Annotated in this window: 18 protein-coding genes and 1 tRNA gene; 7 read left to right on the forward strand and 12 right to left on the reverse strand. The window is 68.4% G+C overall.

What is annotated here, in order from left to right; translation table 11 throughout:
* Positions 1 to 64 precede the first annotated feature (64 nt).
* On the reverse strand, positions 65 to 619 hold the full coding sequence (locus ACFVT1_RS21140; RefSeq protein WP_389797551.1) for a TetR/AcrR family transcriptional regulator: 555 nt from the start codon (positions 617 to 619) through the stop codon (positions 65 to 67).
* Positions 612 to 1448, reverse strand: coding sequence for an alpha/beta fold hydrolase (locus tag ACFVT1_RS21145; protein ID WP_389797553.1), 837 nt, complete (start codon positions 1446 to 1448; stop codon positions 612 to 614). Before ACFVT1_RS21145 ends, ACFVT1_RS21140 begins: the two co-directional genes overlap by 8 nt.
* 369 nt (positions 1449 to 1817) lie before the next feature.
* Here ACFVT1_RS21145 and pepN point away from each other — a divergent pair, with 369 nt between their 5' ends.
* The 3 genes from pepN (at position 1818) to ACFVT1_RS21160 (ending at position 7476) form a co-directional block, all read left to right on the forward strand.
* Positions 1818 to 4322 carry an aminopeptidase N gene (gene pepN / locus ACFVT1_RS21150; protein ID WP_389797555.1) on the forward strand — a complete coding sequence of 835 codons (2505 nt, stop codon included), beginning with the start codon at positions 1818 to 1820 and terminating at the stop codon, positions 4320 to 4322.
* A 341-nt stretch (positions 4323 to 4663) separates the two neighbouring features.
* The gene (locus ACFVT1_RS21155; RefSeq protein WP_389797557.1) at positions 4664 to 6061 is read left to right on the forward strand and encodes a pyridoxal phosphate-dependent decarboxylase family protein; all 1398 of its coding nucleotides are present in this window, start codon (positions 4664 to 4666) and stop codon (positions 6059 to 6061) included.
* Complete coding sequence (locus ACFVT1_RS21160) at positions 6058 to 7476, forward strand: lysine N(6)-hydroxylase/L-ornithine N(5)-oxygenase family protein (protein WP_389797559.1); 1419 nt, start codon at positions 6058 to 6060, stop codon at positions 7474 to 7476. Before ACFVT1_RS21155 ends, ACFVT1_RS21160 begins: the two co-directional genes overlap by 4 nt.
* Positions 7477 to 7766: 290 nt before the next feature.
* Here the strand turns inward: ACFVT1_RS21160 and ACFVT1_RS21165 are convergent, their stop codons facing one another.
* Positions 7767 to 9578, reverse strand: coding sequence for a bifunctional metallophosphatase/5'-nucleotidase (locus tag ACFVT1_RS21165; RefSeq protein WP_389797561.1), 1812 nt, complete (start codon positions 9576 to 9578; stop codon positions 7767 to 7769).
* Between the two features lie 247 nt (positions 9579 to 9825).
* On the opposite strand from ACFVT1_RS21165, the gene ACFVT1_RS21170 reads away from it, so the two are divergent.
* Together ACFVT1_RS21170 and pyk are read left to right on the forward strand one after the other, a co-directional pair.
* A complete protein-coding gene (locus ACFVT1_RS21170) occupies positions 9826 to 10530 on the forward strand; it encodes an SIMPL domain-containing protein (RefSeq protein WP_389797564.1) in 705 nt (234 codons plus the stop codon).
* Positions 10531 to 10655: 125 nt separating this feature from the next.
* On the forward strand, positions 10656 to 12089 hold the full coding sequence (pyk, locus tag ACFVT1_RS21175; protein WP_389797567.1) for a pyruvate kinase: 1434 nt from the start codon (positions 10656 to 10658) through the stop codon (positions 12087 to 12089).
* Positions 12090 to 12095: 6 nt separating this feature from the next.
* Here the strand turns inward: pyk and ACFVT1_RS21180 are convergent, their stop codons facing one another.
* A complete protein-coding gene (locus tag ACFVT1_RS21180) occupies positions 12096 to 12875 on the reverse strand; it encodes a helix-turn-helix domain-containing protein (RefSeq protein WP_389797570.1) in 780 nt (259 codons plus the stop codon).
* A gap of 111 nt (positions 12876 to 12986) precedes the next feature.
* Positions 12987 to 13059: transfer RNA gene (locus ACFVT1_RS21185), tRNA-Leu, on the reverse strand.
* A gap of 101 nt (positions 13060 to 13160) precedes the next feature.
* Between ACFVT1_RS21185 and ACFVT1_RS21190 the strand changes: the two genes are divergently transcribed.
* Entirely contained in the window at positions 13161 to 13820 is a 660-nt protein-coding gene (locus ACFVT1_RS21190) for an ANTAR domain-containing response regulator (protein WP_389797573.1), read from the forward strand.
* Between the two features lie 76 nt (positions 13821 to 13896).
* On the opposite strand, the gene ACFVT1_RS21195 is transcribed toward ACFVT1_RS21190, so the two are convergent.
* The 7 genes from ACFVT1_RS21195 to ACFVT1_RS21225 form a co-directional block, all read right to left on the reverse strand.
* Positions 13897 to 14613, reverse strand: coding sequence for an ABC transporter ATP-binding protein (locus tag ACFVT1_RS21195; RefSeq protein WP_389797576.1), 717 nt, complete (start codon positions 14611 to 14613; stop codon positions 13897 to 13899).
* A complete protein-coding gene (locus tag ACFVT1_RS21200) occupies positions 14610 to 15539 on the reverse strand; it encodes an ABC transporter ATP-binding protein (RefSeq protein ID WP_389797768.1) in 930 nt (309 codons plus the stop codon). Before ACFVT1_RS21200 ends, ACFVT1_RS21195 begins: the two co-directional genes overlap by 4 nt.
* Before the next feature lie 5 nt (positions 15540 to 15544).
* Positions 15545 to 17341 carry a branched-chain amino acid ABC transporter permease gene (locus ACFVT1_RS21205; RefSeq protein ID WP_389797579.1) on the reverse strand — a complete coding sequence of 599 codons (1797 nt, stop codon included), beginning with the start codon at positions 17339 to 17341 and terminating at the stop codon, positions 15545 to 15547.
* 5 nt (positions 17342 to 17346) lie between these two features.
* Positions 17347 to 18276, reverse strand: a complete 930-nt coding sequence (locus ACFVT1_RS21210; protein WP_389797582.1) for a branched-chain amino acid ABC transporter permease — start codon at positions 18274 to 18276, stop codon at positions 17347 to 17349.
* Positions 18277 to 18380: 104 nt separating this feature from the next.
* Positions 18381 to 19589, reverse strand: coding sequence for a branched-chain amino acid ABC transporter substrate-binding protein (locus ACFVT1_RS21215; RefSeq protein ID WP_389797771.1), 1209 nt, complete (start codon positions 19587 to 19589; stop codon positions 18381 to 18383).
* Between the two features lie 669 nt (positions 19590 to 20258).
* Entirely contained in the window at positions 20259 to 20729 is a 471-nt protein-coding gene (locus ACFVT1_RS21220) for a PaaI family thioesterase (RefSeq protein ID WP_389797585.1), read from the reverse strand.
* A gap of 102 nt (positions 20730 to 20831) precedes the next feature.
* Positions 20832 to 23123 carry an FdhF/YdeP family oxidoreductase gene (locus ACFVT1_RS21225; protein ID WP_389797588.1) on the reverse strand — a complete coding sequence of 764 codons (2292 nt, stop codon included), beginning with the start codon at positions 23121 to 23123 and terminating at the stop codon, positions 20832 to 20834.
* A gap of 164 nt (positions 23124 to 23287) precedes the next feature.
* Here ACFVT1_RS21225 and polA point away from each other — a divergent pair, with 164 nt between their 5' ends.
* Positions 23288 to 25999 carry a DNA polymerase I gene (gene polA / locus ACFVT1_RS21230; protein WP_389797591.1) on the forward strand — a complete coding sequence of 904 codons (2712 nt, stop codon included), beginning with the start codon at positions 23288 to 23290 and terminating at the stop codon, positions 25997 to 25999.
* Positions 26000 to 26004: the final 5 nt, after the last annotated feature.

The following is a 26004-nucleotide window of genomic DNA, read 5'->3' on the forward strand; positions in this document are numbered from 1 at the left end:
ACCTCGGTCGCCGCGGACGAAGCGGCCCCGCGCGGTCGGCCGGTGGTCCCTCGTCACCGGCTGATCAGCGAGGTGCGCGCAGGCCCGTGATCATCATGTGGATCAGCAGGTCGTAGCTCTCGTCCAGTTTCTCCGGCAGTCCGAAGGCGCCCTCGGTCTCCAGAACCGCGAAGCCGTGGACGGCCGCTCGCAGGCAGCGGGCCGCGTGAATCGCCGCGGAGTCGGCCATTCCATAGGCGCGGAAGGTGGCGAGCATGATGTTGATCAGTCGCGCCCCGGCCTCGGCCGTGTGCGGCTCGGGTGTCTGGACGAGTGCCGAGTAGCGGTGCGGGTGGTGCAGCGCGTAGTGCCGCCAGGCCACCATGAGCGCGCGGATCGCCTCGTCGGCGGAGCGCCCCAGCACGGCCTCGCCGACCTGGGCCGCGATCTCGTTCATGATGCGCGCCGACATCAGGTCGCGCAGTTCGGCCAGGTTGCGCACGTGCTTGTAGAGGGACGGGGTGGCGACGCCCGCCCGGTCGGCCACCGCCGACAGGGTCAGCGCGGCGGGGCCCTTCTCGTCGATGGCCAGCAGCGCGACATCGACGACGGCATCCGTGGTGAGCGCCGCCCTAGCCACGCGCGCCCACCTTGAGGAAGGCCAGGACGGCCGAGGCGACCTCGTCCGGGAACTGGACGTGCGCGTAGTGACCGGCTCCCTCGATCATCACGAGCCGGCCGAGCCCTGCGGGCATCTCGGCCACGATGCCCTCGCCCTCGGCCCCGGGGTCGGCCCAGTCGGGGTCGAGCGTGCCCTCGATGACCAGGGCGGGGCACCGGACGGCGCCGAGACACGCACCAGCGTCCGTGGGCGCGGACATGCCCATCCTGCTGACGACGGCCATCCGGCCCGGCCTGCGCAGGTCGGTCTCCAGGGCGGCGACACGGTCGGCGTATCCAGTGGGCTTGACGCCCGGGCAGGCGTGGTCGAGGTAACGCTTCCACAACCCGACGCTGCGCAGCAGGCCGGCGCCCATCAGCAGGCTCATGCCTTTGCGGTAGCGGGCGTGGGACAGCAGGGAGCGCGGGCTGATCTTCTGCGCGCGGGTGAACGGGCTGATCTCCACGACCGCGCTGACCAGTTCGGGCTCCTGGGCCGCCGCGATGGTGGCAGCGCCGCCGGCGAAGGAGTGGCCCACGATCACGGCGGGGCCGCCCAGGTGCCGGATCACGGCGAGGAGGTCGGCCGCCGCGTCGGTGCGGGTGTAGGACGCCCAGCCGGTGCTGGACTCACCGTGGCCGCGCTGGTCCACGCAGGCGACCCGCCATCCGGCCGCCACGAACCGGGCGGCCGTGTCCCGGTAGGCCGTTCTGTTGTCGCCCATGCCGTGGGCGAGCACGATCAGCGGGCCCTCGCCGGTCACGTCGTACGCCAGCTGCCCGCCGTCGATCGTCAGGAATTCGGTCATGTCCACCCTCCGGCTAATGAATGTAGCTCCTAAGCTAATGGCATTAGCCACTCGCGTCAACCGGCGCTCGGGGGCGTGCCGTACCGGGAACCGCACCCTCCTGGTCGGTGCGCCCCCGACCTCCCACCGCACCGCCGCCGCACCGGAGACCGCCGAGGACGCGACCAGCCCGTCCCACGCACGTACAACGCCATGAGCGTCCAACACCCCGGACCGGTACCGCCCGGAACCCCGGACCGGTACCGCCCGGAACCCCGAACCGGTACCGCCCGGAACCCCGGACGGACCCCGCGGGGCCCCGTCCGACGCCGATCAGCCGTTGGCGGAACCCGCCTGCGCCCGGCCCACCCCGTACGGCAGCATGGACACATGTCCGTACTGACGCGCGACGAAGCGCAGACCCGAGCCCAGTTCCTCGACGTACACCGGTACTCGATCGACCTCGATCTGACCGGAGGGGAGGAGACCTTCGACTCCCGCACCGCCATCCAGTTCACCGCGGCGGAGGCCGGTGACACGTTCGTCGAGCTCAAGCCGGCCACCCTGCGCTCGATCAGCCTCGACGGACAGCCCCTCGACCCCGCCCACCTCGTCGAGAACCGCTTCCCGCTCACCGCGCTCACCGCCGGCGCGCACGAACTGCGCATCGACGCCGCCATGCGCTACTCCCGCACCGGCGAAGGCATGCACCGCTTCACCGACCCGACCGACGGCGAGACATACGTCTACACCCAGCTCTTCATGGAGGACGTCCAGCGCGTCTTCGCCGCCTTCGACCAGCCCGACCTCAAGTCCGTCTTCGAGCTCGCCATCACCGCCCCCGACGGCTGGACCGTCCTCGGCAACGGCATCGCCGAACACCGCGGCGACGGCCGCTGGACCCTGGCCGCCACCCCCCTGATCTCCACCTACCTCGTCGCCGTCGCCGCCGGCCCCTGGCACTCCGTGACCACCGAGCACGCCGGACTGCCCTTCGGCATCCACTGCCGCCGCTCACTCGCCCCGTACCTCGACGCCGACGCCGACGAGATCCTCGACATCACTCGCGCCTGCTTCGACCGCTTCCACGAGAAGTTCGACGAGCCCTACCCCTTCGACTCCTACGACCAGGCCTTCGTACCGGAGTTCAACGCCGGCGCCATGGAGAACCCCGGACTCGTCACCTTCCGCGACGAATTCGTCTACCGCTCCGCCGTCACCGACACCGAACGCCAGACCCGAGGCATGGTCATCGCCCACGAGATGGCCCACATGTGGTTCGGCGACCTCGTCACCCTCGCCTGGTGGGACGACATCTGGCTCAACGAGTCCTTCGCCGAGTACATGGGCTACCAGACCCTCGCCGAGGCCACCCGCTTCACCGACACCTGGGTCGACTTCGGCGTCGCCCGCAAGGGCTGGGGATACGACGCCGACCAGCGCCCCTCCACCCACCCCGTCGCCCCCGACCCCGCCGCCGTCCCCGACACCGCGTCCGCGATGCTCAACTTCGACGGCATCTCCTACGCCAAGGGCGCATCCGCCCTGCGCCAACTCGTCGCCTGGCTCGGCGAGAAGGACTTCCTCGCCGGCATCAACGCCCACTTCGCCCGCCACAAGTTCGCCAACGCCACCCTCGCCGACTTCATCGACAACCTCGCCTCGGCCACCGACCGCGACGTCCACGCCTGGGCCGACTCCTGGCTGCGCACCACCGGAGTCGACACCCTCACCCCCCACGTCGAGGAATCCGACGGCACGTGGTCCCTCACCGTCGACCACGACGGCAGCCGCCCCCACCGCATCGCCGTCGGCGCCTACGACCACGCCCCCGACACCCACTCCGGCCCCGACCGCCTCGTCCTGCGCGACCGGTTCGAGATCGACGTCCCCCAGAACGGCACGGCCAAGGCCCTCCCCGGCCGCCGCCCCGCCCTCGTCGTCCTCAACGACGGCGACCTCAGCTACGCCAAGGTCCGCCTCGACAGCACATCCTGGGACACCGCCGTACGCGACCTGTCCGGCATCCCCGACGCACTGACCCGCGCCGTCGTCTGGAACACCGCCCGCGACATGGTCCGCGACGGCGAACTGGCCCCCACCACCTACCTCGAAGCAGCCCGCGCACACCTCCCGCACGAGACCGACCTCGCCCTCGTCCAAGGCGTACTCGCCTTCGCCGACACCCACATCGCCGGCCGCTACCTCACCCCCGAGAACCGCCCCGCCGCCCTCGGCACCCTCACCGCGCTGTGCCGCGACCTCATCCGCCGCACCGAGGACGGACACAACCCCGGCCTGCGCCTCATCGCCGTACGCCACCTCATCGAAGCCGCCACCCAGCCCGACACCATCCAGGACTGGCTCACCAACGGCACCGTCCCCGGCGGACCCGAACTCGACCCCGAACTGCGCTGGCGCATCCTCACCCGCCTCTCCGTCCTCGGCGCCACCGACGAGACCACCATCGCCGCCGAACTCGAACAGGACCCCAGCGCCACCGGACAGGAAGGCGCCGCCCGCTGCCGCGCCGCCCTCCCCACCCCCCAGGCCAAGGCCGCCGCCTGGGACGCCCTGTTCAACGACGACACCCTCTCCAACTACCTCTTCACCGCCACCGCCCAGGGCTTCTGGCAGCCCGAACAGGCCGACCTCGTACGGGACTACGTGCCCCGCTACTACCCCGACGCGACCCGGCTCGCCGGCCGCCGCGGCCCCGCCATCGCCGAAGCCGCCGGCCGCTACGCCTTCCCCGGACACGCCGTCGACGCGGAAAACCTCCACCTCGGCGAACAGGCCCTGAACGAGAAGGACCTCATCCCGGCCCTGCGCCGCAAGCTCATCGACCAGGTCGACGACCTGCGCCGCGCGCTCGCCGTACGCAACGCCCACTGACCGCACCGACCCCGCTGATTCCACCGGGCCCGCACCACCCGTGCCGGCCCTGAGGCCCGCACCACCCGTGCCCGCCTCAAGGCCCGCACCACCCGCACCACGGCCTCAAAGCCCGCACCACCCGTGCCCGGCGCCACCCCCACCACACAGGGAGACGCCGGGCACACCCATGTCCGGACGCCACACCCATACCACCAGAACCCCCCACAACGACCCCCCACCCCATCCACATCCCCCTTTCGAGTTCAGATCACCGGGCTCCGCAACCGCGCCCACGAAAACCCGGACAAGCTGGCACGTCCACCCATGCCCACCGCGCGCACCCGAAGGGCCCCGCCACCATGCCCACCCCACCCCTCGCCGGATCGACCACCGGCCCCACCGCCCTGCGCCCCCTCATCGACACCGTCCTCACCGCACTCCACGACGGCGCCCGCCGACGCAACGGCCCCCTCCCCGCCGGCGGACCCGACGCCGTCACCCCCCGGATGCGCACCACCACCCACCCCGTCATCCCCGACCACGGCACCGACCCCCACGACGCCCTGCGCACCCTCGTCGGCGCCCTCGCCGAAGGCGCCGCAGACCCCGCGCACCCACTCTGCGCAGCCCACCTCCACACCCCGCCCCTCGCCCTCGCCACCGCCGCAGACCTCGCCGCCTCCGCACTCAACCCCTCCATGGACTCCTGGGACCAAGCCCCGGCAGCCTCCGCCCTCGAAGCCGACATCACCACCGCACTCGCCGCCGAGATCTACCCCCACCAACCCTCACCCGACGCACTCGTCACCACCGGCGGCACCGAAGCCAACCAACTCGCCCTCCTCCTCGCCCGCGAACGCAACGGCCCCGTACAGACCATCTGCGCCGCCAACGCCCACCACAGCATCACCCGCGCCACCTGGCTCCTCGGACTCCCCGAACCCGTCGTCATCCCCGCCCCCGCAGGCACCATGGACCTCGCCGCACTCGACGAAGCACTCACCGAACTCCACCGCCCCCTGCTCGTCACCGCCACCGCCGGCACCACCGACACCGGCCAGATCGACCCCCTCACCGACATCGCCGACCTCTGCACCACCCACGGCGCCGAACTCCACATCGACGCCGCCTACGGCGGCCCCCTCCTCTTCAGCCCCACCCACCGCCCCAAGGTCCACGGCCTCGACCGCGCCCACAGCGTCACCCTCGACCTGCACAAACTCGGCTGGCAACCCGCCTCCGCAGGCATCCTCGCCGTCCCCCACCGCACCCACCTCGACCCACTCCACCACCACGCCTCCTACCTCAACGCCGACGACGACACCGAAGCCGGCCTCCCCGACCTCCTCGGCCGCTCCCTGCGCACCACACGCCGCCCCGACGCCCTCAAGATCGCCGTCACCCTCAAAGCCCTCGGCCGCACCGGCCTAGCCGACCTCATCGACCGCACCATCGCCACCGCCCACCACCTCGCCGACCTCATCACCAAAACCCCCACCCTCGACCTCTACGACCGCCCCACCATCAGCACCGTCCTCTTCCGCCCCACCAACGCCGACGACCACACCGTCGCCACCATCCGCCGCACCCTCCTCACCCGCGGCCACGCCGTACTCGGCCGCGCCCACACCCACGACCGCCTCTGGCTCAAAGCCACCCTCCTCAACCCCCACACCACCCCCGACGACCTCCGCACACTCCTCGACCTCGTCGACCACCTCGCCCACGACCTCGCGGAAGGCAACACCCCCCGATGACCGACCTGCCCACCCCCGAGACCGACCGACCACTCGACCTCGTCGGCATCGGCATCGGCCCCTTCAACCTCTCCCTCGCCGCCCTCGCCCACGGCATCCCCGGCACCCCCCACCCCCTCGCCACCACCTTCTACGAACAACGCCCCGCCTTCCACTGGCACCCCGGCCTCCTCATCGACGGAGCCAGCCTCCAAGTCCCCTTCCTCGCCGACCTCGTCACCCTCGCCGACCCCGCAAGCCCCTGGACCTTCCTCAACCACCTCCGCAGCCGCGACCGGCTCTTCCCCTTCTACTTCGCCGAACGCTTCCACATCCAACGCGCCGAATACGACGCCTACTGCCGCTGGGTCAGCGACCACCTCCCCGACCTGCACTTCAGCCACCAGGTCGACGCCGTCCGCTGGAACAACGAACGACACCTCTTCGAAGTCGACTTCACCCAACTCGGCACCCACGGCGAAGCCGAAGCACTCGGCCGCGCCCACACCCGCCACATCGTCCTCGGAATCGGCACCGAACCCCACATCCCCGACCCCCTCAAACCCCTCGCCGAAGCCGAAGCCGTACCCGTCATCCACTCCGCCGACTACCTCCACCACCGCGAAAAGCTCCTCGACGCCACACACATCACCGTCATCGGATCCGGACAGTCCGGCGCCGAGATCTACCTCGACCTCCTCCGCGCCCGCCCCACCGGCCGCGAAAAACTCCACTGGCTCGCCCGCACCCAGGCCTTCGCCCCCATGGAGTACTCCAAACTCGGCCTGGAACACTTCACCCCCGACTACAGCCGCTACTTCCACGCCCTCCCCGAATCCGTACGCGACGAACTCGTCCCCCACCAATGGCAACTCCACAAAGGCATCGACGCCGACACCATCGCCGCCATCCACGACGAGCTCTACCGCCGCACCCTCCACGGCCGCTGGCCCGACACCACCCTCACCCCCGGCGTCTCCGTACGCACCGCAGGACGCATCGCCAACACCCGCATCGAACTCCACCTCGAACACACCCAGCAGAACACCCGCTCCCGCCTGACCACCGACGCCGTCGTCCTCGCCACCGGCTACCGCGAACGCTCCCTCGACCGCATCCTCACCGGCCTCGACCCCTACATGCGCCGCGACGCCTCCGCACGCCCCCGCATCGACAACCGGTTCCGCCTCGTCCTCGACCCCGCCGTCACCGGCAACGTCTACGTACAGAACGCCGAACGCCACACCCACGGCGTCGGCGCCCCCGACCTCGGACTCGCCGCCTGGCGCAGCGCCACCATCCTCAACGACCTCACCGGCACCAACCCCTACCCCCTCCCCGAACGCACCGCCTTCACCACCTTCGGCCTCACCCCCCGCACCCCACCCGCCCCCACCCGCAGCCCCGACCTCATCCCCCTCGTCCAGGGCAACTGACCCCAGAACACACCGACAGAAAGCGGCCGCCCCCTCCAAAAAGAGAGGACGGCCGCCCACCCACACCCGCACACCCCGGCAACAACCGCCTAGGATCTTTCGCTCGGATCACGCCGGGCTCGCGGGTTCCGGCACGCACGCTCGCCGCGTTGCCGCCGGTCGCCGACGCTCCTTCCCCAAGCTCTCGGCTCCGCTCGAGCAGGGGAGGCCTCATCCGACTCCCTCCTCCGCCTTGCGATCGCACGCACCAGACCCCGCTCCCTGATCCGGCCTGATCCAAACGAAAGACCCTAGAACACCGGCGTACCGTCCCGCGTCAGCCGCCAGTCCACCGAAGCGAACTGCGCACCGTCCACCGAACCCTTCGCCTGCACCCACGAAATGATCGTGTTACGGATCTCCTCCGAGTTCGCCCACAACTGCTTGGCACCCGCCACATGCGGGAAATTGCCCCCACCGCTCGCCCGATAGTTGTTCACCGCCAGCACGAACCGCGCAGCCGGATCGATCGGCTTGCCCTCGAACGCCAGATTCACGATCCGCGCACCATTCGGCTTCGCGATGTCGATGTCATACGTCAGACCCGACACCGCGTCATAGTTGTAATCCGGAGTGTTGTCCGCGTTCGTCAGCTTCGCCGTGTCCACCGGAGCACCCGCCGCGGTCTGCACGTAGTACCGCGCCGAGAACTCCAGATAGTCCTTGATCTGCGCACCCGTCAGCAACCGCGCCTCAAGCGTGTTCTCGAACGGATACAACCCCGCCGCATCCTTGATCGTCACCTTCCCGGCCGGAATCTGCGCCGTACGCGAGAAACAGGACGCCTGCGAGAGCACGGGAAGCGCCGCGTACTCACCACCCGCCAGCGCCGCCTTCACCGTCTCCGCCTGGACGACATTGATCAGATCGATGATCGGCTCGTCCTTCCACGCCGCCTCCGCCGTCGTCATCGCCGCCGTCGACGTGCCGATGACCTGGTTGACGTACGCCACGACCTTCCTGTGCTCGTCCAAAAGCATCTTCGTGATCTTCGGGTCCTCATCCACCGTGTTGGAGTTCAACACCTGCGAACCCGCCTTCTCCACCACCCAGCGGCCCTTCTCCCACACCAGGTCGAAGTCGAACAGCGTCAACCGCTGCCCCCACTTCAACGGCTCGGAGAGCACCACCTTCTTACCGGTCTGCTTGTTCTCCACGAAATACTCGGGAATCTCCAGATGCGCGTGCCCCACCAGGATCGCGTCAATACCCGGAACCTGCTCGGCCACCAGACCCGCCGCGTTCTCGACATACGGGATCTGATCACCGTACGACGACGTACCACTGTTGCCCGAGTGCGCCGAAACGATCACGACATCGGCACCCATGGAACGCAGCCGCGGCACGAACTTCGCCGCCTGCTCCTCCAGCCCCGGAAACACCATCTTCCCGCCGACGTTCGCCTTGTCCCAGATCGCGATACCCGGGTTGGTCAGACCCAGAATCGCCACCTTCACATCCCGACCGTGCGGGGTACGCATCCGCTTGATGACATACGGCGCGAACGCCGGCCGCAGCGTCTTCGCATCCAGCGCGTTCGCACCCAGCAGCGGGAAGTGACACTGCTCCTCGAACTTCCGCAGCACCGGGATGCCGTAGTTGAACTCGTGGTTGCCGAGCGCCGCGGCGTCGTACCCGATCGCATTCATCGCCTGCGCCATCGGATGCACCGGGCCACGCTTCGCCGTGATCGGATCGATCTTCGCGTAGTAGTACGACAACTGGGTGCCCTGGATCGTGTCACCCGCATCGATCATCAGGGTGTTGTGACGGCCCTTCTCGCGACGCACCTGCTCCACCAGGGTCGAGATCTTCGCCAGACCGACATCGTTGTGGGCCTTGTCGTCGAACTCGCCGTCGGTGAAATAGTCCCAGTTGAAGACGTTCCCGTGCAGATCGGTAGTCCCCATCACGGTGAACGAGTACCGCTTCGGCGGACGCCCATGACCATGCCCATGGCCACCACCGTGGGCGGCGGCAGGAACGGCGGAGCCACCCGCGATCGCCACACCGGCACCGGCAGCCGCCGATGTGCCCAGGAACGTCCTACGGTTCAGCGGCATTTCGTCTCCCACATCTCAGTTCTCATACAGCTCAGTACTCGTACAGCTCAGTTCCCGTACAGCTCGGTTCTCGTACGGCCCCGTACCCGAACAGCCCGGTTCCCGTACAGCTCAGCCCTCGCACAGCTCAGCTCCCGCCGTACACAACGCGCGTAGATAATGACCCAGGAGCCACACCCCGCAACACCCCCTGCGGGTTTCGATCTGATGACCACCCGCCGTCGCACCCGGATGCGACAGTGGACACATGACCGACACCCCGCCGCCCTACGGCACCCCCGACCACCCCCGCGTCGCCGTCCGGGGCGAAGCCCGCCTCGAAGTCGACCCCGAAACCGCCACCATCGCCATCACCATCAGCACCCGCGGAAAAGACCGCCGCGCCGCCCTCGAAGACCTCACCCGACGCAACAACCACGTCCTCGAACTAGCCCGAACCTACGGACAAGCGATCGAAAAACTCGAAACCGGCGCATTCTCCATCACCCCCGAACTCACCCAACGCGGCCGCGACGAAAAAATCCGCGCCTACCACGGCCGCGTCCACGTCACCGCCGTCCTCAACGACTTCACCGCACTCGGCGAATTCACCACCCGCACCGCCGACCTCGACATGACACGCGTCAACGGCCCCTGGTGGTCCCTGCGCCCCGACTCCCCCGCCCACGCCAACGCCCGCCGCCACGCCGTACGCGAAGCCGTCCAGCGAGCCCGCGAATACGCCGACGCCCTCGGCGCCCACCTCACCGCCCTGGTGGAACTCGCCGACCTCGGCGCGGAGAACGCCCCCCTCACCGCCCCCATGCCCGTCGCCCCCGGCGGCATCCACAGCCGCGCCGCCTACGGAGGAGCGGCAGCCGAACCCGCCCCCGCCCTCGACCTCGAACCACAACGCCAGACCGTCTACGCACAGGTGAACGCCCGCTTCGTCATGTCACCGCCAAAACTATAAAGAGAATGCTCATCCGAGCACCCCGGCGCACAATTCAACACTTGTCAACAACCCTTCATTCAAAGGTTGTTGAGCAGTCATGTACGGCCAACTAACTACCCGTAGGTAAGGCTTAGGCTCGAACCATGCGCCGAGCAAAAATCGTTTGCACCCTGGGCCCCGCCACCGACTCATACGACCAGATCAAGGCACTGGTCGAAGCGGGAATGGACATCGCCCGCCTCAACCTCAGCCACGGCACCTACGCCGAACACGAAGAGCGGTACCACCGCGTACGCAAGGCCTCCGGCGAGAGCGGCCGCAGCGTCGGCATCCTCGCCGACCTTCAAGGCCCGAAGATCCGCCTCGGACGCTTCCGCGAAGGCCCCGTACTCCTTGAACGCGGCGACACCTTCACCATCACCGTCGAACCCATGGAAGGCGACCGCCACACCTGCGGCACCACCTACGACGGCCTGGCCGCCGACGTCACCGCAGGCGAACGCATCCTCGTCGACGACGGCCGCGTCACCCTCGAAGTCACCGAAGTGGACGGCCCCCGCGTCCACACCACCGTCATCGAGGGAGGCATGGTCTCCGACCACAAGGGCCTCAACCTCCCCGGCGTCGCCGTCTCCGTCCCCGCGCTCTCCGAAAAAGACATCGAAGACCTCCGCTGGGCCCTGCGCACCGGCGCCGACATCATCGCCCTCTCCTTCGTCCGCAGCGGACGCGACATCGAGGACGTCCACCGCATCATGGACGAAGAGGGCCGCCGCCTCCCCGTCATCGCCAAGGTGGAGAAGCCCCAGGCCGTCGAGAACATCGACGGCATCGTCGCAGCCTTCGACGGCATCATGGTCGCCCGCGGCGACCTCGGCGTCGAAATGCCCCTGGAACAGGTGCCGATCGTCCAGAAGCGCGCGATCAAACTCGCCAAGCGCAACGCCAAGCCGGTCATCGTCGCCACCCAGATGCTCGACTCGATGATCGACAACTCCCGCCCCACCCGCGCCGAGGCCTCCGACGTCGCCAACGCGGTCATCGACGGCACGGACGCGGTGATGCTCTCCGGCGAGACCAGCGTGGGCAAGTACCCCGTCGAGACGGTCCGCACGATGGCCCGCATCGTCGAGGCCGCCGAGGAGGACATCCTCGACAAGGGCCTCCCGCCCCTGACCGATCGCAACAAGCCCCGTACCCAGGGCGGCGCGGTGGCCCGCGCGGCGGCCGAGATGGGCGACTTCCTGGGCGCCAAGTTCCTGGTCGCCTTCACCCAGAGCGGCGACACGGTCCGACGCCTCTCCCGCTACCGCTCGCCCATCCCGCTCCTGGCCTTCACCCCGGACCCGGCCACCCGCTCCCAGCTGAACCTGACCTGGGGCGTCGAGACCTTCCTCGGCCCGCACGTGGAATCGACGGACGCGATGGTGGCCCAGGTCGACGAGGAGCTGCTGAAGATCGGCCGCTGCGAGAAGGGCGACGTCGTGGTCATCACGGCCGGCTCCCCGCCGGGGGTTCCAGGATCGACGAACCTGGTCCGGGTGCACCGCATCGGCGAGGACGACAGCCCGAAGTAGGGCCTCTCAGTATTTCGGCCCGACGTGAGCATCCATGAGTGCGACGGATGCCCGTCGGGCGACGGAGATGTTGTACTTCTTGCCCGCGCGCGTGCAGTGCGTCCACTCGATGCCGAGCTTGTCCAGGGTGTCGGTGTAGAGCTGCCGGATGTCGTCCGAGACGTTTGTGAACCAGTACCGCGGATACTCGTAGCGTTTCCGTACACCACCGACCATCCGGGTCGTCCAGTTCATGTTCCGGCAGCCGTCGGAGTGGATGAGTCCGCGGATGAAGTCCCAAGGGTGAGCGTCGACGACATCCTGCTGCCAGGGTTCGAGGACGATGGGGCGTTCATGCTTCTTGCCGAGACCGTGTTGAGGGAAGACACATGTCCAGTGCTTTGTGTAGGACTTGACCTCGACGCAGCCGTTTCTGTGGCGTCGACCGGTGCGCGGCATGGGCATCACTCTGCGCATTGCCGACTCTGCTTCATCGATCAGGCCGGGCCACGCGTCGCCGCAGAAGATCGACAGGTGGTGTTGTTTGGGCTTGGAGATGATGTGGCCGTCGCCGAGGTAGAGCCCCAGGAGATACGCGTACGCGACGCGATCGAAGTCTCGCCCAGTACATGTCAGACAGTCGGTGGGCTGCTCGTACTGCACCCCGCGTTGCTTGCGATCCTGGTGCAGCCACCAGCCGATTGTTCCGCGAGGTACGTTGAGGAGCTGTGCAACCGCTCGATTAGTGGAGCCGCTCCGCAAGAGGGAGAGTGCTTCGTCACGTATCGATGGATTGTGCTGTTCCATGCGGTGGAGTCTCGCGCGACCTCGGCTGACGTGTGCCAGATTCGAAGGTGCGTTCATCAGCAAGAGTGAAGATCGCCAGCAGGCATCCCGACCTTGCAATCGAAGGAGGAGTGCCCCGAGTCGGATTCGAACCGACGCTGGATGGGTTTTGAATCCATGGCCTCTACCGCTGGGCTACCGGGGCCCCTTCGAAACGAAGGATATCGGAGAACCTCCGTGCCTCAAACATACCGTAACTAGGTAGGCTCTTGGCAGCAGTACCCCTGACTTGATCAAGGAGCCCCCGTGACCGCCCCCGAGTCGCCCCAGCCCGCCGACGACGACAAGTCGCACGTTCCGCCGCTGACGACCCGCGTCGTCATCGCCGAGGACGAGGCGCTCATCCGTCTCGACCTCAAAGAGATGCTGGAGGAAGAGGGCTATGCGGTCGTCGGCGAGGCCGGCGACGGGCAGAGGGCTGTCGAGCTGGCCCGGGAGCACCGGCCGGATCTGGTCATCCTCGATGTGAAGATGCCGGTCCTCGACGGGATCTCCGCTGCGGAGAAGATCGCGGAGGAGTCCATCGCGCCCGTCCTGATGCTCACCGCGTTCTCGCAGCGTGATCTCGTCGAGCGGGCCAGGGACGCCGGGGCGATGGCGTACCTCGTGAAGCCGTTCAGCAAGAGCGATGTGGTGCCGGCCATCGAGATGGCGGTGTCGCGGTTCGCGGAGCTGAAGGCGCTGGAGGGTGAGGTCGCCGACCTCGCGCAGCGGTTGGAGACGCGGAAGCTGGTGGACCGGGCGAAGAGCATTCTGCAGACGGATTACGGGCTGTCGGAGCCGGCCGCGTTCCGGTGGATCCAGAAGACGTCGATGGACCGTCGGCTGTCCATGCAGCAGCTTGCGGAGGCGTTGATCGAGGACGCCGAGGAGAAGAAGAGGGCGGCGAAGGACGGCGATCAGTAGTCGTGTGAGGCCGTGAGAGAGGCCCGCGCCCCGGTTCGATCGGGGTGCGGGCCTCTGTCGTGCGTAGGGGAGGGGGTCAGTCCTCGCCGAGGTAGGCCTTGCGGACGGACTCGTCGTGGAGGAGGTCCGCGCCGGTGCCGGAGAGGACGATCTTGCCGACTTCCATGACGTGGCCGTGGTCCGCGAGGGAGAGTGCGGCTTGGGCGTTCTGCTCGACGAGCAGGATGGTGGTGCCCTGGGCCTTGAGTTCGACGATGGTCTCCATGATCTTTTGCATCATGATCGGGGAGAGGCCCATGGAGGGTTCGTCGAGCATGAGGAGTTTGGGCTGGCACATGAGGGCCCTGCCCATGGCGAGCATCTGCTGTTCGCCGCCCGAGAGGGTTCCGGCGGCCTGCTTCCGGCGTTCCCCGAGGATGGGGAAGAGGTCGTAGGCGCGCTGGATGTCCTTTTCGATGCCTGCTTTGTCGTTGCGGAGGTAGGCGCCGAGTTGGAGGTTCTCGGTGATCGTCAGCCGGGGGAAGATGTGGCGTCCCTCGGGGGAGTGGGCGAGGCCCAGGGCGACGATCTTGTGGGCGGGGATGTCGGTGAGTGGTCTGCCGTCGAAGACGATGCGGCCGCCGGCCGGCTTGAGCAGTCCGGAGAGGGTGCGCAGGGTGGTGGTCTTGCCCGCACCGTTGGTGCCGATGAGGGTGACGACCTGGCCGGCTTCGACGGTGAAGGAGATGCCCTTGACGGCTTCGATCTTGCCGTAGGCGACACGGAGGTCCTCGACCTCCAGCAGTGCGGTCATCGGGTGTCCTCCTCGTCGGCGCTGGTGGTGCCGGTGGTGCCGGTGGTGTCAGGGGCACTGGGGGTGCTGGTGGTGCCGGCTGTTTTGGTGGCGCCTGCTTCGGCGGCTTCGACCTCGGCGACCTCGTCGGCGCCGGGGGCGCCTTCGAAGGGGGTGCCGAGGTAGGCGGCGACGACGCGTTCGTCGCTCTGGACGACGTCGGAGGTGCCTTCGACGAGTTTCTCGCCCTGGACGAGGACGGCGACGCGGTCGCAGAGGTTGAAGATGAACCGCATGTCGTGCTCGATGACGAGGACGGCGATTCCCTGGTCGCGGATGGCGAAGATGAGTTCTTCGGTGACGCGGGTTTCCTGCGGGTTCATGCCGGCGGTGGGTTCGTCGAGGAGCAGGAGTCCGGGGTCGCTGGCGAGTGCGCGGGCGATCTCCAGTTTGCGCTGGTCTCCGTAGGGGAGGTTGCGCGCGAGGTGGTCGGCCTTGTCCTGGAGGCCGATGAACTCCAGGAGTTCTCTTGCTCGTTCGCGGCTGGCGTGCTCGGCTTTGGTGAAGCCGGGGAGGCGCAGGAGGGCGGACCAGAGGCCTTCCTTGGTCCTGGTGTGGCGTCCGACGAGGACGTTTTCCAGGACGGTCATGTTGGCGAAGAGCCGGATGTTCTGGAAGGTGCGGGCGATGCCTGCCTGGGTGACGAGGTGGGGCTTGGGGGGCAGGACGGTGCCTTGGTAGCTGACCGTGCCCTCGGTGGGGACGTACAGGCCGGTGAGGCAGTTGAAGAAGGTGGTCTTGCCGGCGCCGTTGGGGCCGATGAGGCCGACGATTTCGCCTGTGTTGACGGTGAGGTCGACGTTGCGTACGGCGGTGAGGCCGCCGAAGCGCATCGTGACGCCGTTGGCGTCGAGGACGGTGGTGGCGGTCTTCGTGGTGGTGGTCATGGTGGTCACGCCCCCGCCTTGGCGATGCCGGCGCCGGTGTCGTCGGGCTGCCGTGGCTCCGGTACGTCGGGCTGGTCGGTCTCGTGGAATTCGAGCTGCTTCCTGCGGTCGGCGACCAGGCCTTCGGGGCGCAGGCGCATCAGGAGGATGAGTGCGACGCCGAAGAGGAAGAGTTGGTAGTCCTGCATGAACTGGAGCTTGGCCGGGATGAGGTAGAGCAGTGCGGCGCCGACGAGGGGTCCGCTGAGGGTTCCCATGCCGCCGAGGATGACGGCGGCGAGGAGGAACGCGGAGTTGGGTGGTACGGAGCCGGCGAATTGGTATTGCTCGGGTGTCACGGTGTAGTTGACGTGGGCCTGGACGGTTCCGGCGAGGCCGGCGAGGGTGGCGCCGAGGGCGAAGGCCAGCAGTTTGAGCCGGAAGGCGTTGATGCCCATGGCGGTGGCGGCGGTTTCGTCTTCGCGGATGGCGACCCAGGCGCGGCCGATGCGGGATTCTCCGGAGCGGCGGAAGACGAGTACGACGACGGCGGTGAAGACGAGCATCAGCAGGTAGTAGTTGGCGGACCTGCCGAGGTTGAAGCCGAGGATGTCGTGTTTGAGCCCGAAGTCGAATCCGAAGAATTTGAGGTCGGGGATGCTTGGGATGCCTTGGGAGCCGTTGGTGAGGTCGGGGCCGCTGTTGCCGTTGAGGTTGTTCACGGTGAGGCGGAAGATCTCGCCGAAGCCGAGGGTGACGATGGCCAGGTAGTCGCCGCGTAGTCGCAGGGTGGGGGCGCCGATGAGGACGCCGAAGACGAGCGAGGCGCCGGCGCCGGTCAGGACGGCGGCCCAGAAGGGGAATTCGACGCCGATGGCCGACATGGTGGAGCCGGAGACCAGGGCGGCGGCGTAGGCGCCGACGCCGAGGAAGGCGACGTATCCGAGGTCGAGGAGGCCGGCGAGGCCGACGACGACGTTGAGGCCGAGTGCCACGGTGCCGAAGATGAGGATGTTGGCGCCGATGAGCGCGTATTCCTCCTTCTGCTGTGTGAATGGGAAGCAGACGGCGGCGACGAGGGCGGCGGCGAGGGTGATGTTGCGGTGCTTCGTGGTCAGCGCGGTGAGGCGGGTGACGAGTCCCGCCCGGTGGAGTGCGGTGAAGGCGAAGCCGACGGTGATGAGGAAGCCGATGAAGAGTTCGGTGTAGTCGGTGTCGATGCCGTAGGCGAAGACCTGGAGGCCGATGCCGAAGGACACGACGATGATGAGGATCTCGGCCCAGTCGGGGAGTGGGTTGGCGCGGCGGGCCGGTGGGGCGCTGAGGCTGTTGCGGAAGCGCTGCCAGGCGGTGGTCGTGGTGCCGGGGAGGGTGTGTGGTTGGTCGCCGGGGAGTCCGAGGGCGGCGATGGCGGCGATGAGGGCGCCGGTGCCGCTGACCCAGGCGCCGGGTTCCAGGTTGACGATGCCGCCGAGGTCGTAGGCGATGGCGCCGATGGTGTAGCCGGTGGTGCCGAAGGTGCCGAGGGCCAGTAGGCGGGTGGGGCTGTTGGTGCCGCCGGGGGTGAGCCAGCCGAGGCCTCGGATGCCGTACCCGGAGAGGGCGAAGAGCAGGGTGAGTGCGGCGCTGATGAGGGTGAGGACTTGGAGGCCGCCGGGGTAGCCGGTGACGGTGAGGTCGCCGGGGAATTCGCTGGTCCAGGTCCAGGCGAGGAAGGTGCCGGCGAGTGCGACGGCGGCGCCTGTGAGGGTGCCGATGCGGGCCGCGGCTGCGGGGAGGGGGAGGAAGGGGGCGGTGTCGGGGGTGGTGGGGTTGGTGGTCATCCGTATCACGCCCGATCCGCGACGCGTTCGCCGAGCAGGCCCTGGGGGCGGAGCAGGAGGACGACGATGAGGAGGACGAAGGCCCATACGTCCTTCCAGGCGCCGCCGCCGAAGAGTTCCATGCCGGGGACGTTGCTCATGTAGCCGGTGGCGAGGGATTCGGCGACTCCGAGTACGACGCCGCCGAGCATGGCGCCGTAGATGTTGCCGATGCCGCCGAGTACGGCTGCGGTGAAGGCTTTGAGGCCCATGATGAAGCCCATTTTGAAGCCGATCTGGCCGTTTTTGAGTCCGTAGGCGACGGCGGCGACGGCGGCGAACGCGGCACCGATGGCGAAGGCCATGACGATGATGCGGTCGGTGTTGATGCCCATGAGCTTTGCGGTGTCGGGGTCTTGGCTGGTGGCTTGCATGCCGCGGCCGGAGCGGGTCTTGGAGACGAAGAGTCCGAGGGCGAGCATGCAGATGGGTGCGGTGATGAGGACGAAGAGGTCACCGCGTTGGATGTGGGCGCCGAAGATGTCGATCGCTTCGCCCTTGAACTGGGGGAAGGAGCGGTCCTTCTTCGCGTCGGGGTACCACTTCCAGATGGCTTGCTGGAGTGCGAGGGAGAGTCCGATCGCGGTGATGAGGGGGGCGAGTCGGGGGGCGTTGCGCAGGGGCCGGTAGGCGAAGCGTTCGGCGGCTGTGCTGACGGCGACGGAGCATATGACGCCGCCGATGATCATGAGTGGGATGATTGCGAGGAGGGAGACACCGGCCGGCATCCAGAGGTACACGGTGAGAGCTCCGAAGCCTCCGATCATGAAGATCTCGCCGTGGGCGAAGTTGATGAGCTGGATGATTCCGTAGACCATCGTGTAGCCGATCGCGATGAGACCGTACATCGCGCCGAGGATGAGTCCATTGGCCAGCTGTTGCGGCAGTTCGTTCACCGCAGGGCCTCCGTGGAGTGGTTCGGATATGGCACCGCGCGGGAGCGCTGGTGGCGCTCCCGCGCGGTCTGGTGTCGTTCGGTGTGGGGCCGGGAGGGCGTGGATCAGGGCTTGTAGGCCTCGCTGAGCTTGGAGGTCCACTTGCCGCCGTCGACCTGGTAGGCGGTCATCATGGTGTTGGTGGTGTCGCCGTATTCGTCGAAGGAGACCGGGCCGGTGACGCCGTCGAACTTGACCTTGCTCATGGCTTCGAGGACCTTGGCGCGGGCGTTGTCGGGGAGCTTGCCGTCGTTCTCGGAGACGGCGAGCTTGACGGCTTCGATGATCGACCAGGTGGCGTCGTAGGTGCCGCCGCCGTAGGCCTCGTAGGCGTCCTTGTAGCCGGCTGTCTTGTAGTCCGCGATGAACTTCTTGGCGGAGTCGAGTTCTTCGACGGGCTTGCCGACGGAGGTGGCGATGTCGCCCTGGGCCTTCTTGTTGAGCTTGATGAAGTCGGCGCTGTACATGCCGTCGCCGCCCATGAGGGGGATTTGGACGCTGTCCTTGAGCTGCTGGCTCAGGGGTGCGCCGGCGGGGTATTCGCCGCCGTAGTAGACGGCTTTGGCGCCGGACTTCTTGACCTTCGTGACGACGGCGTTGAAGTCGCGGTCGTCGGGGTTGACGTGGTCGGTGCCGACGATCTTGCCGCCGAGGGTGGTGAAGGTGTTCTTGAAGGAGGCGGCGAGGCCGGCGCCGTAGGGCTTCTGGTCGTCGATGAGGTAGACCTGCTTGATCTTCGCGTCGTTGAAGAGGTACTTCGCGGCGAAGGCGCCCTGGATCTGGTCCGTGGTGGCGGTGCGGAAGTAGGTCTTGAAGGGGCGCTTCTTGTCGCCGGTCTTCCAGTTCTCGCCCTGGGTGAGCTCGGTGCCGGTGTTGGCGGGGGAGATCTGGGTGAGGCCGGCGTCGTTGAGCGGCTTCTGCATCGACTGGGAGACGCCGGAGTTGAGCGGTCCGACGACGCCGACGACGGTGTCGTCGTCGATGAACTTCTGGGCGTTCTGCTGGCCGACGGAGGGTTGTGCCTGGTCGTCGAGCGGCTTGACCTCGAACTTGATGCCGGGGACGGTCTTTTCCTTGTTCGCCGTCTTGGCGGCGAGGTCCGCGGAGTTCTTGATGCCGAGGCCGAGGGCGGACAGGTCGCCGGTGATGGGCGCGTCGACGCCGATGACGACGGTCTTGGTGTCGCCGCTGCTGCTGTTGTTGCTGTCGTCGCGCGACCCGCAGGCGGTGAGTGTCAGTGCTCCGGTGGTGAGCACTGTGGTGAGTATGAGCAAAGAACGGTGTCGCACGAAAGGTCCTTTCCCTGGCGCGGCCTCCTCTGCTTGAGGTGCCGTGTCGTTCGCCGGGCCGTACTGGTTGGTACAGGGCCGTGCTGGACGCGCCCGGCGGCGCGGTGACTGGCGGTGACTCTAGGCGCAGGTGTGGTGGTCCGGGATGGGTCCGCCGCAGGATGTGACTGTCTTGTTATGCCCTTGAGCAAGGCTTGAGGTGGCTGTGCTGACATGTACGGTTTTTTACCGGTCGGCGAATTGACCGCATGGTGAGAACGCCCAGCTCTGCTAAGGGGCTTGGGTCGATCTTGCTGCTGTCGCGCGGTGCGGGGTGTGGAGGGGTTCGCGGGGGCGTGCGGAGTCGCCCGGCGGCTGCGGGGTCGGGGCCGGGGTGTGGCGCGGGGGTGTTCGCGCAGGGCGCGCCGGTTACGCAGTGTCACATTGGGTGGGGTGTGGTCGACGCGGTGTTGTGTGTGCGGGGTTGTGCGTCGAGTGTGGCCGGGGTGCCGAGTGAGCCACGCAACGGGAGCTGTGGTCAAGGGTGTTGGCCGGTTTGTTTGCTCAACTGCGCTGTGTTCGTGGGTGGTTGTGGGTGGGAATGCCGCTGCCCGGCCGGTTTGGGATCCGGCTGGGCAGTGGTGTCGAGGGTGCGTTGTGTTGTGTTTCGGTCGGTCAGGCGGTGCCGGGGCCGGACGCGTCGCGGAGCATGCAGGTGAGGCGGGCGGTGCAGACCCGTTTGTCGTGTTCGTCGGTGATGGTGATCTCGTACGTGGCGGTGGAGCGGCCGCGGTGTACGGGGGTGGCGACGCCGGTGACGAGGCCGCTGCGTACCCCTCGGTGGTGGGTGCAGTTCAGATCGACGCCCACGGCGAACTTGGAGGCGCCGCCGTGGAGCATGGAGCCGATCGAGCCGAGGGTTTCGGCGAGGACGGCGGAGGCGCCGCCGTGGAGCAGTCCGTAGGGCTGGGTGTTGCCCTCGACGGGCATGGTGCCGACGACGCGGTCCGCGGAGGCCTCGATGATCGTGACGCCCATCCGCTCGCCGAGGTGGCCGGCGGAGAACAGGGCGGGCAGGTCGACGCCGAGTGCGGCGTATTCGTCGATGATCTCCTGGGGGAACTTGGGTGTGGTGTGCTCGCCCATGGGGTCCGGCTCCGATCGTCTGCGGTGGTTCATAGCTTTATTGCTGTGTGCATCGTTCTTATCAGACGACTGAGCGAACGCTTAGTGGATTGTGTGCGCGGATCAGCCCCGGGCGTTCTGCGCCCGGACGTTCTCGAAGCGCACGACGACGGACTTGCTGGCGGGGGTGTTGCTGGTGTCGGCCGTGGCGCCGAGGGGGACCAGCACATTGGTCTCCGGGTAGTAGGCGGCGGCGCAGCCCCGGGCCGTCGGGTAGTGGACGACGCGGAAGCCGGGTGCGCGGCGCTCCACCCCGTCCTTCCATTCGCCGACCAGGTCGGTGTACGCGCCGTCGGCCAGGCCGAGGGTCCGGGCGTCGTCGGGGTTGACCAGGACGACGCGGCGGCCGCCCCTGATGCCGCGGTAGCGGTCGTCGAGGCCGTAGATCGTGGTGTTGTACTGGTCGTGCGAGCGCAGGGTCTGCAGCAGCAGTCTGCCTTCGGGGAGTTCGGGGTACTCGACGGGTGCGGCGGTGAAGTTGGCCCTGCCGGTCGCGGTGGGGAAGCGGCGCTCGTCGCGCGGGGCGTGCGGGAGGGTGAAACCGCCGGGCAGGGCGGCGCGGGCGTTGAAGTCCTCGAAGCCGGGGACGACGCGGGAGATGCGGTCGCGGATCGTCGCGTAGTCCTTCTCGAACTCCTCCCAGGGGGTGGCCGATCCGGGGCCGAGGACGGCGCGGGCGAGGCGGGCGACGATGGCGGGCTCGGAGAGCAGGTGGGGGCTCGCGGGGGTGAGGTTGCCGCGTGAGGCGTGGACCATGCTCATGGAGTCCTCGACGGTGACGAACTGCTTGCCGCTCGCCTGGACGTCCTTGTCGGTGCGGCCCAGCGTCGGCAGGATCAGCGCGCGGGTGCCGGTCACGGCGTGCGAGCGGTTGAGTTTGGTGGAGACGTGGACGGTGAGGCGGGCGCGGCGCATCGCGGCCTCGGTGACCTGCGTGTCGGGGGTGGCCGCGACGAAGTTTCCGCCCATGGCGAAGAAGACCTTGGCGTCGCCGTCGCGCAGGGCCTGGATGGAGCGGACGACGTCGTAGCCGTGGTGGCGGGGTGAGGTGATCCCGAATTCCTTGTCGAGGGCGTCGAGGAAGGCGGGAGCGGGCCGCTCGAAGATGCCCATGGTGCGGTCGCCCTGGACGTTGGAGTGGCCGCGGACGGGGCAGACTCCGGCGCCGGGACGGCCGATGCTGCCGCGCAGCAGGAGGAGGTTGACGACTTCGCGGATGGTCGGAACGGAGTGCTTGTGCTGGGTGAGGCCCATGGCCCAGCACACGATGGTGCGCTTCGAGGCGAGGACCATCGCGACGGCCTCCTCGATGGCGCCGCGGGTGAGGCCGGTGGCGGTGAGGGTCTGCTCCCAGTCGGCTTCGCGGGCCGCGGCCGCGAACTCCTCGTAACCATGGGTGTGTTCCCGTACGAAGGTCTCGTCGACGGCGCCCGCGGTCTCCAGGATCATTTTGTTGAGGAGCCGGAAGAGTGCCTGGTCGCCGCCGATGCGGATCTGCAGGAAGAGGTCGTTGAGCGCGGCGCCCCTGATCATGCCGAGCGGGGTCTGCGGGTTCTTGAACCGCTCCAGGCCGGCCTCGGGCAGCGGATTCACCGAAATGATCTTCGCGCCCGCGGACTTGGCCTTCTCCAGGGCGGAGAGCATCCGGGGATGGTTGGTGCCGGGGTTCTGCCCGGCGACGACGATCAGGTCCGCTCGGTGGAGGTCTTCGAGCGAGACGCTGCCCTTGCCGATGCCGATGGTCTCCGTCAGTGCCGAGCCGGAGGACTCGTGGCACATGTTGGAGCAGTCGGGGAGGTTGTTGGTGCCGAATTCGCGGGCGAAGAGCTGGAGCAGGAACGCGGCCTCGTTGCTGGTGCGCCCCGAGGTGTAGAAGAGGGCCTCGTCGGGGGAGCCGAGCGCGCGCAGCTCCTCGGCGATGATGCCGAAGGCCCGCTCCCAGGTCACCGCCTCGTACCGCTCGGCGCCTTCCGGGAGGTACATGGGCTGGGTGATCCGGCCCTGCTGGCCCAGCCAGTACCCGCTGCGCGAGGCGAGGTCGGCGACGGGGTGCGCGGCGAAGAAGCCGGGGGTGACGCGGCGCAGCGTCGCCTCCTCGGCGACGGCCTTGGCGCCGTTCTCGCAGAATTCCGCCGTGTGCCGCTTGTCGCCCTCGGGCCAGGCGCAGCCGGGGCAGTCGAAGCCGTCCTTCTGGTTGACCTTGAGGAGGGTCTGCGCGGTGCGCCGCACGCCCATCTGCTGCTGGGCGATGAGCAGGCTGTGGGCCACGGCCGGCAGCCCGGCGGCGGCGTGCTGCGCCGGTTCGACCCTCGGTGCGTCCTGGACCGGGTCACCTGCGGGCGGTTTCGTGGCCATGGTGCACTCCTCTTCGAGTTCGAGCCGGCCGCGCACGGGCGCGGTGCGCTGTATGTGCCGATGCGTACGCCTACCGGGGCCGATCCTGTCACGCGGCACCGACAGAGCGTCCCGGGAGCCGTGCGCGGTCGGGATTGTCAGTGGTCCGTGGCAGGATCGGGGGCGTGGCTGAGACGGCATCGAAGAAGACGGCAGACAACCGACCGCGCCTGCTCCTGATGGACGGGCACTCCCTGGCGTACCGGGCGTTCTTTGCGCTGCCTGCGGAGAATTTCACGACAGGGTCGGGCCAGCCGACGAACGCGGTGTACGGCTTCGCCTCGATGCTGGCGAACACGCTGCGTGACGAGGCGCCGACGCATTTCGCGGTGGCGTTCGACGTCTCGCGCAAGACCTGGCGGTCGGAGGAGTTCCCCGAGTACAAGGCGAACCGGTCGAAGACCCCGGACGAGTTCCGGGGCCAGGTGGAGCTGATCGGCGAGCTGCTCGACGCGATGCACGCCGACCGTTTCGCGATCGACGGTTTCGAGGCGGACGATGTCATCGCCACGCTGGCCACGCAGGCCGAGGCGGCCGGTTTCGAGGTGCTGATCGTCACCGGTGACCGGGATTCGTTCCAGCTGATCACGGACGATGTCACCGTGCTGTATCCGACGAAGGGCGTCTCGGAGCTGACGCGCTTCACCCCGGCGAAGGTCGAGGAGAAGTACGGGCTCACGCCGCGGCAGTACCCGGACTTCGCGGCGCTGCGCGGTGACCCGTCGGACAACCTTCCGGGCATTCCCGGCGTCGGCGAGAAGACCGCCGCGAAGTGGATCAACCAGTTCGGTTCGTTCGACGAGCTGGTGGAGCGCGCCGAGGAGGTCAAGGGCAAGGCCGGGCAGAATTTCCGGGACCACCTGGACGCGGTGCGGCTGAACCGCAGGCTGACCGAGATGGTCCGCGACGTGGAGCTGCCGAAGACCCCGCAGGAGCTGGAGCGCGCGCCGTACGACCGCACCGCGGTGACGGGCGTGCTGGACGTCCTGGAGATCCGCAACCCGAGCCTGCGCGAGCGGCTGCTGGCCGTCGACCCGGGCGCGGCCGAGGAGGAGGCCCCGGCACCCGCCGCGGGCGTCGAACTGGACGGCGCGGTGCTGGAGGCGGGCGGGCTGGCGCCCTGGCTCGCCGAGCACGGCGGGCAGCCGCTCGGGGTCGTCACCGTCGACACCTGGTCTCTCGGCGCGGGCACGGTCACCGAGGTCGCGCTCGCCGCGGCCGGCGGGGCGGCGGCCTGGTTCGACCCCGCGGAGCTCGACGAGGGCGACGAGCGGGCGTTCGCCGCCTGGATCGCCGACGCGCGGCGGCCGAAGGTCATGCACAACGCGAAGAGCGCCATGCGGGTCTTCCCGGAGCACGGCTGGCAGGTCGACGGCGTCACGATGGACACCGCGCTGGCCGCCTATCTGGTCAAGCCGGGCCGCCGTTCCTTCGCGCTGGACGCGCTGGCGGTGGAGTATCTGGGCCGGGAGCTGGCCCCCGCGGCGGCGTCGGACGGGCAGCTGGCCTTCGGCGCGGACGACCGGGCCGAGGCCGACGCCCTGATGGCACAGGCCCGCGCGGTCCTGGATCTGGGTGACGCGTTCACCACCAGGCTGGCGGAGGTCGGCGCGGCCGGGCTGCTGCACGACATGGAGCTGCCGACGTCCGCGCTGCTGGCCCGTCTGGAGCGGCACGGCATCGCCGCGGACCGGGCCCATCTGGAAGGCATGGAGCAGCAGTTCGCCGGTGCGGTGCAGCAGGCGGTGAAGGAGGCCCACGCCGCGGTCGGCCACGAGTTCAACCTCGGTTCGCCCAAGCAGCTCCAGGAAGTCCTCTTCGGCGAGCTGGGCCTGCCCAAGACGAAGAAGACGAAGACCGGTTACACGACGGACGCCGACGCCCTGGCCTGGCTCGCCGCGCAGACCGAGCACGAGCTGCCGGTCATCATGCTGCGCCACCGCGAACAGGCGAAGCTGCGGGTCACGGTCGAGGGCCTGATCAAGACGGTCGCGGCCGACGGCCGTATCCACACCACGTTCAACCAGACGGTGGCGGCGACCGGCCGGCTCTCCTCCACCGACCCCAATCTGCAGAACATCCCGGTCCGTACGGACGAGGGCCGGGCCATCCGCCGGGGCTTCGTCGTCGGTGAGGGTTTCGAGACGCTGATGACGGCCGACTACAGCCAGATCGAACTGCGGGTGATGGCCCACCTCTCCGAGGACGCCGGCCTCATCGAGGCGTTCACCTCCGGGGAGGACCTGCACACCACGGTCGCCTCGCAGGTCTTCGGCGTCGGCAAGTCCGCCGTCGACCCGGAGATGCGCCGCAAGATCAAGGCCATGAGCTACGGACTCGCGTACGGGCTCTCCGCGTTCGGCCTCTCCCAGCAGCTGAACATCGAGGCGGGTGAGGCACGCGGCCTGATGGACACCTACTTCGAGCGGTTCGGCGGAGTGCGCGACTATCTGCACCGCGTGGTGGAGGAAGCCAGGGCCACCGGTTACACGGAGACGGTCTTCGGCCGCCGCCGCTACCTCCCCGACCTCAACAGCGACAACCGCCAGCGCCGCGAGATGGCCGAGCGGATGGCGCTCAACGCACCGATCCAGGGCACGGCGGCGGACATCGTCAAGGTCGCCATGCTCCATGTCGACCGGGCGTTGACCGAGGCGAAGCTGAAGTCCCGGATGCTGCTCCAGGTCCACGACGAAATCGTGCTGGAGATCGCGGAGGGCGAGCGCGCGCAGGTGGAGGAGATCCTGCGCCACGAGATGTCCACGGCCGTGCAGTTGCGTGCCCCGCTGGACGTCTCGGTCGGTGTCGGTACGGACTGGGAGTCCGCGGCGCACTGACGCGG

The organism is Streptomyces sp. NPDC057963 (assembly GCF_042887155.1).
Lineage (GTDB): Bacteria > Actinomycetota > Actinomycetes > Streptomycetales > Streptomycetaceae > Streptomyces.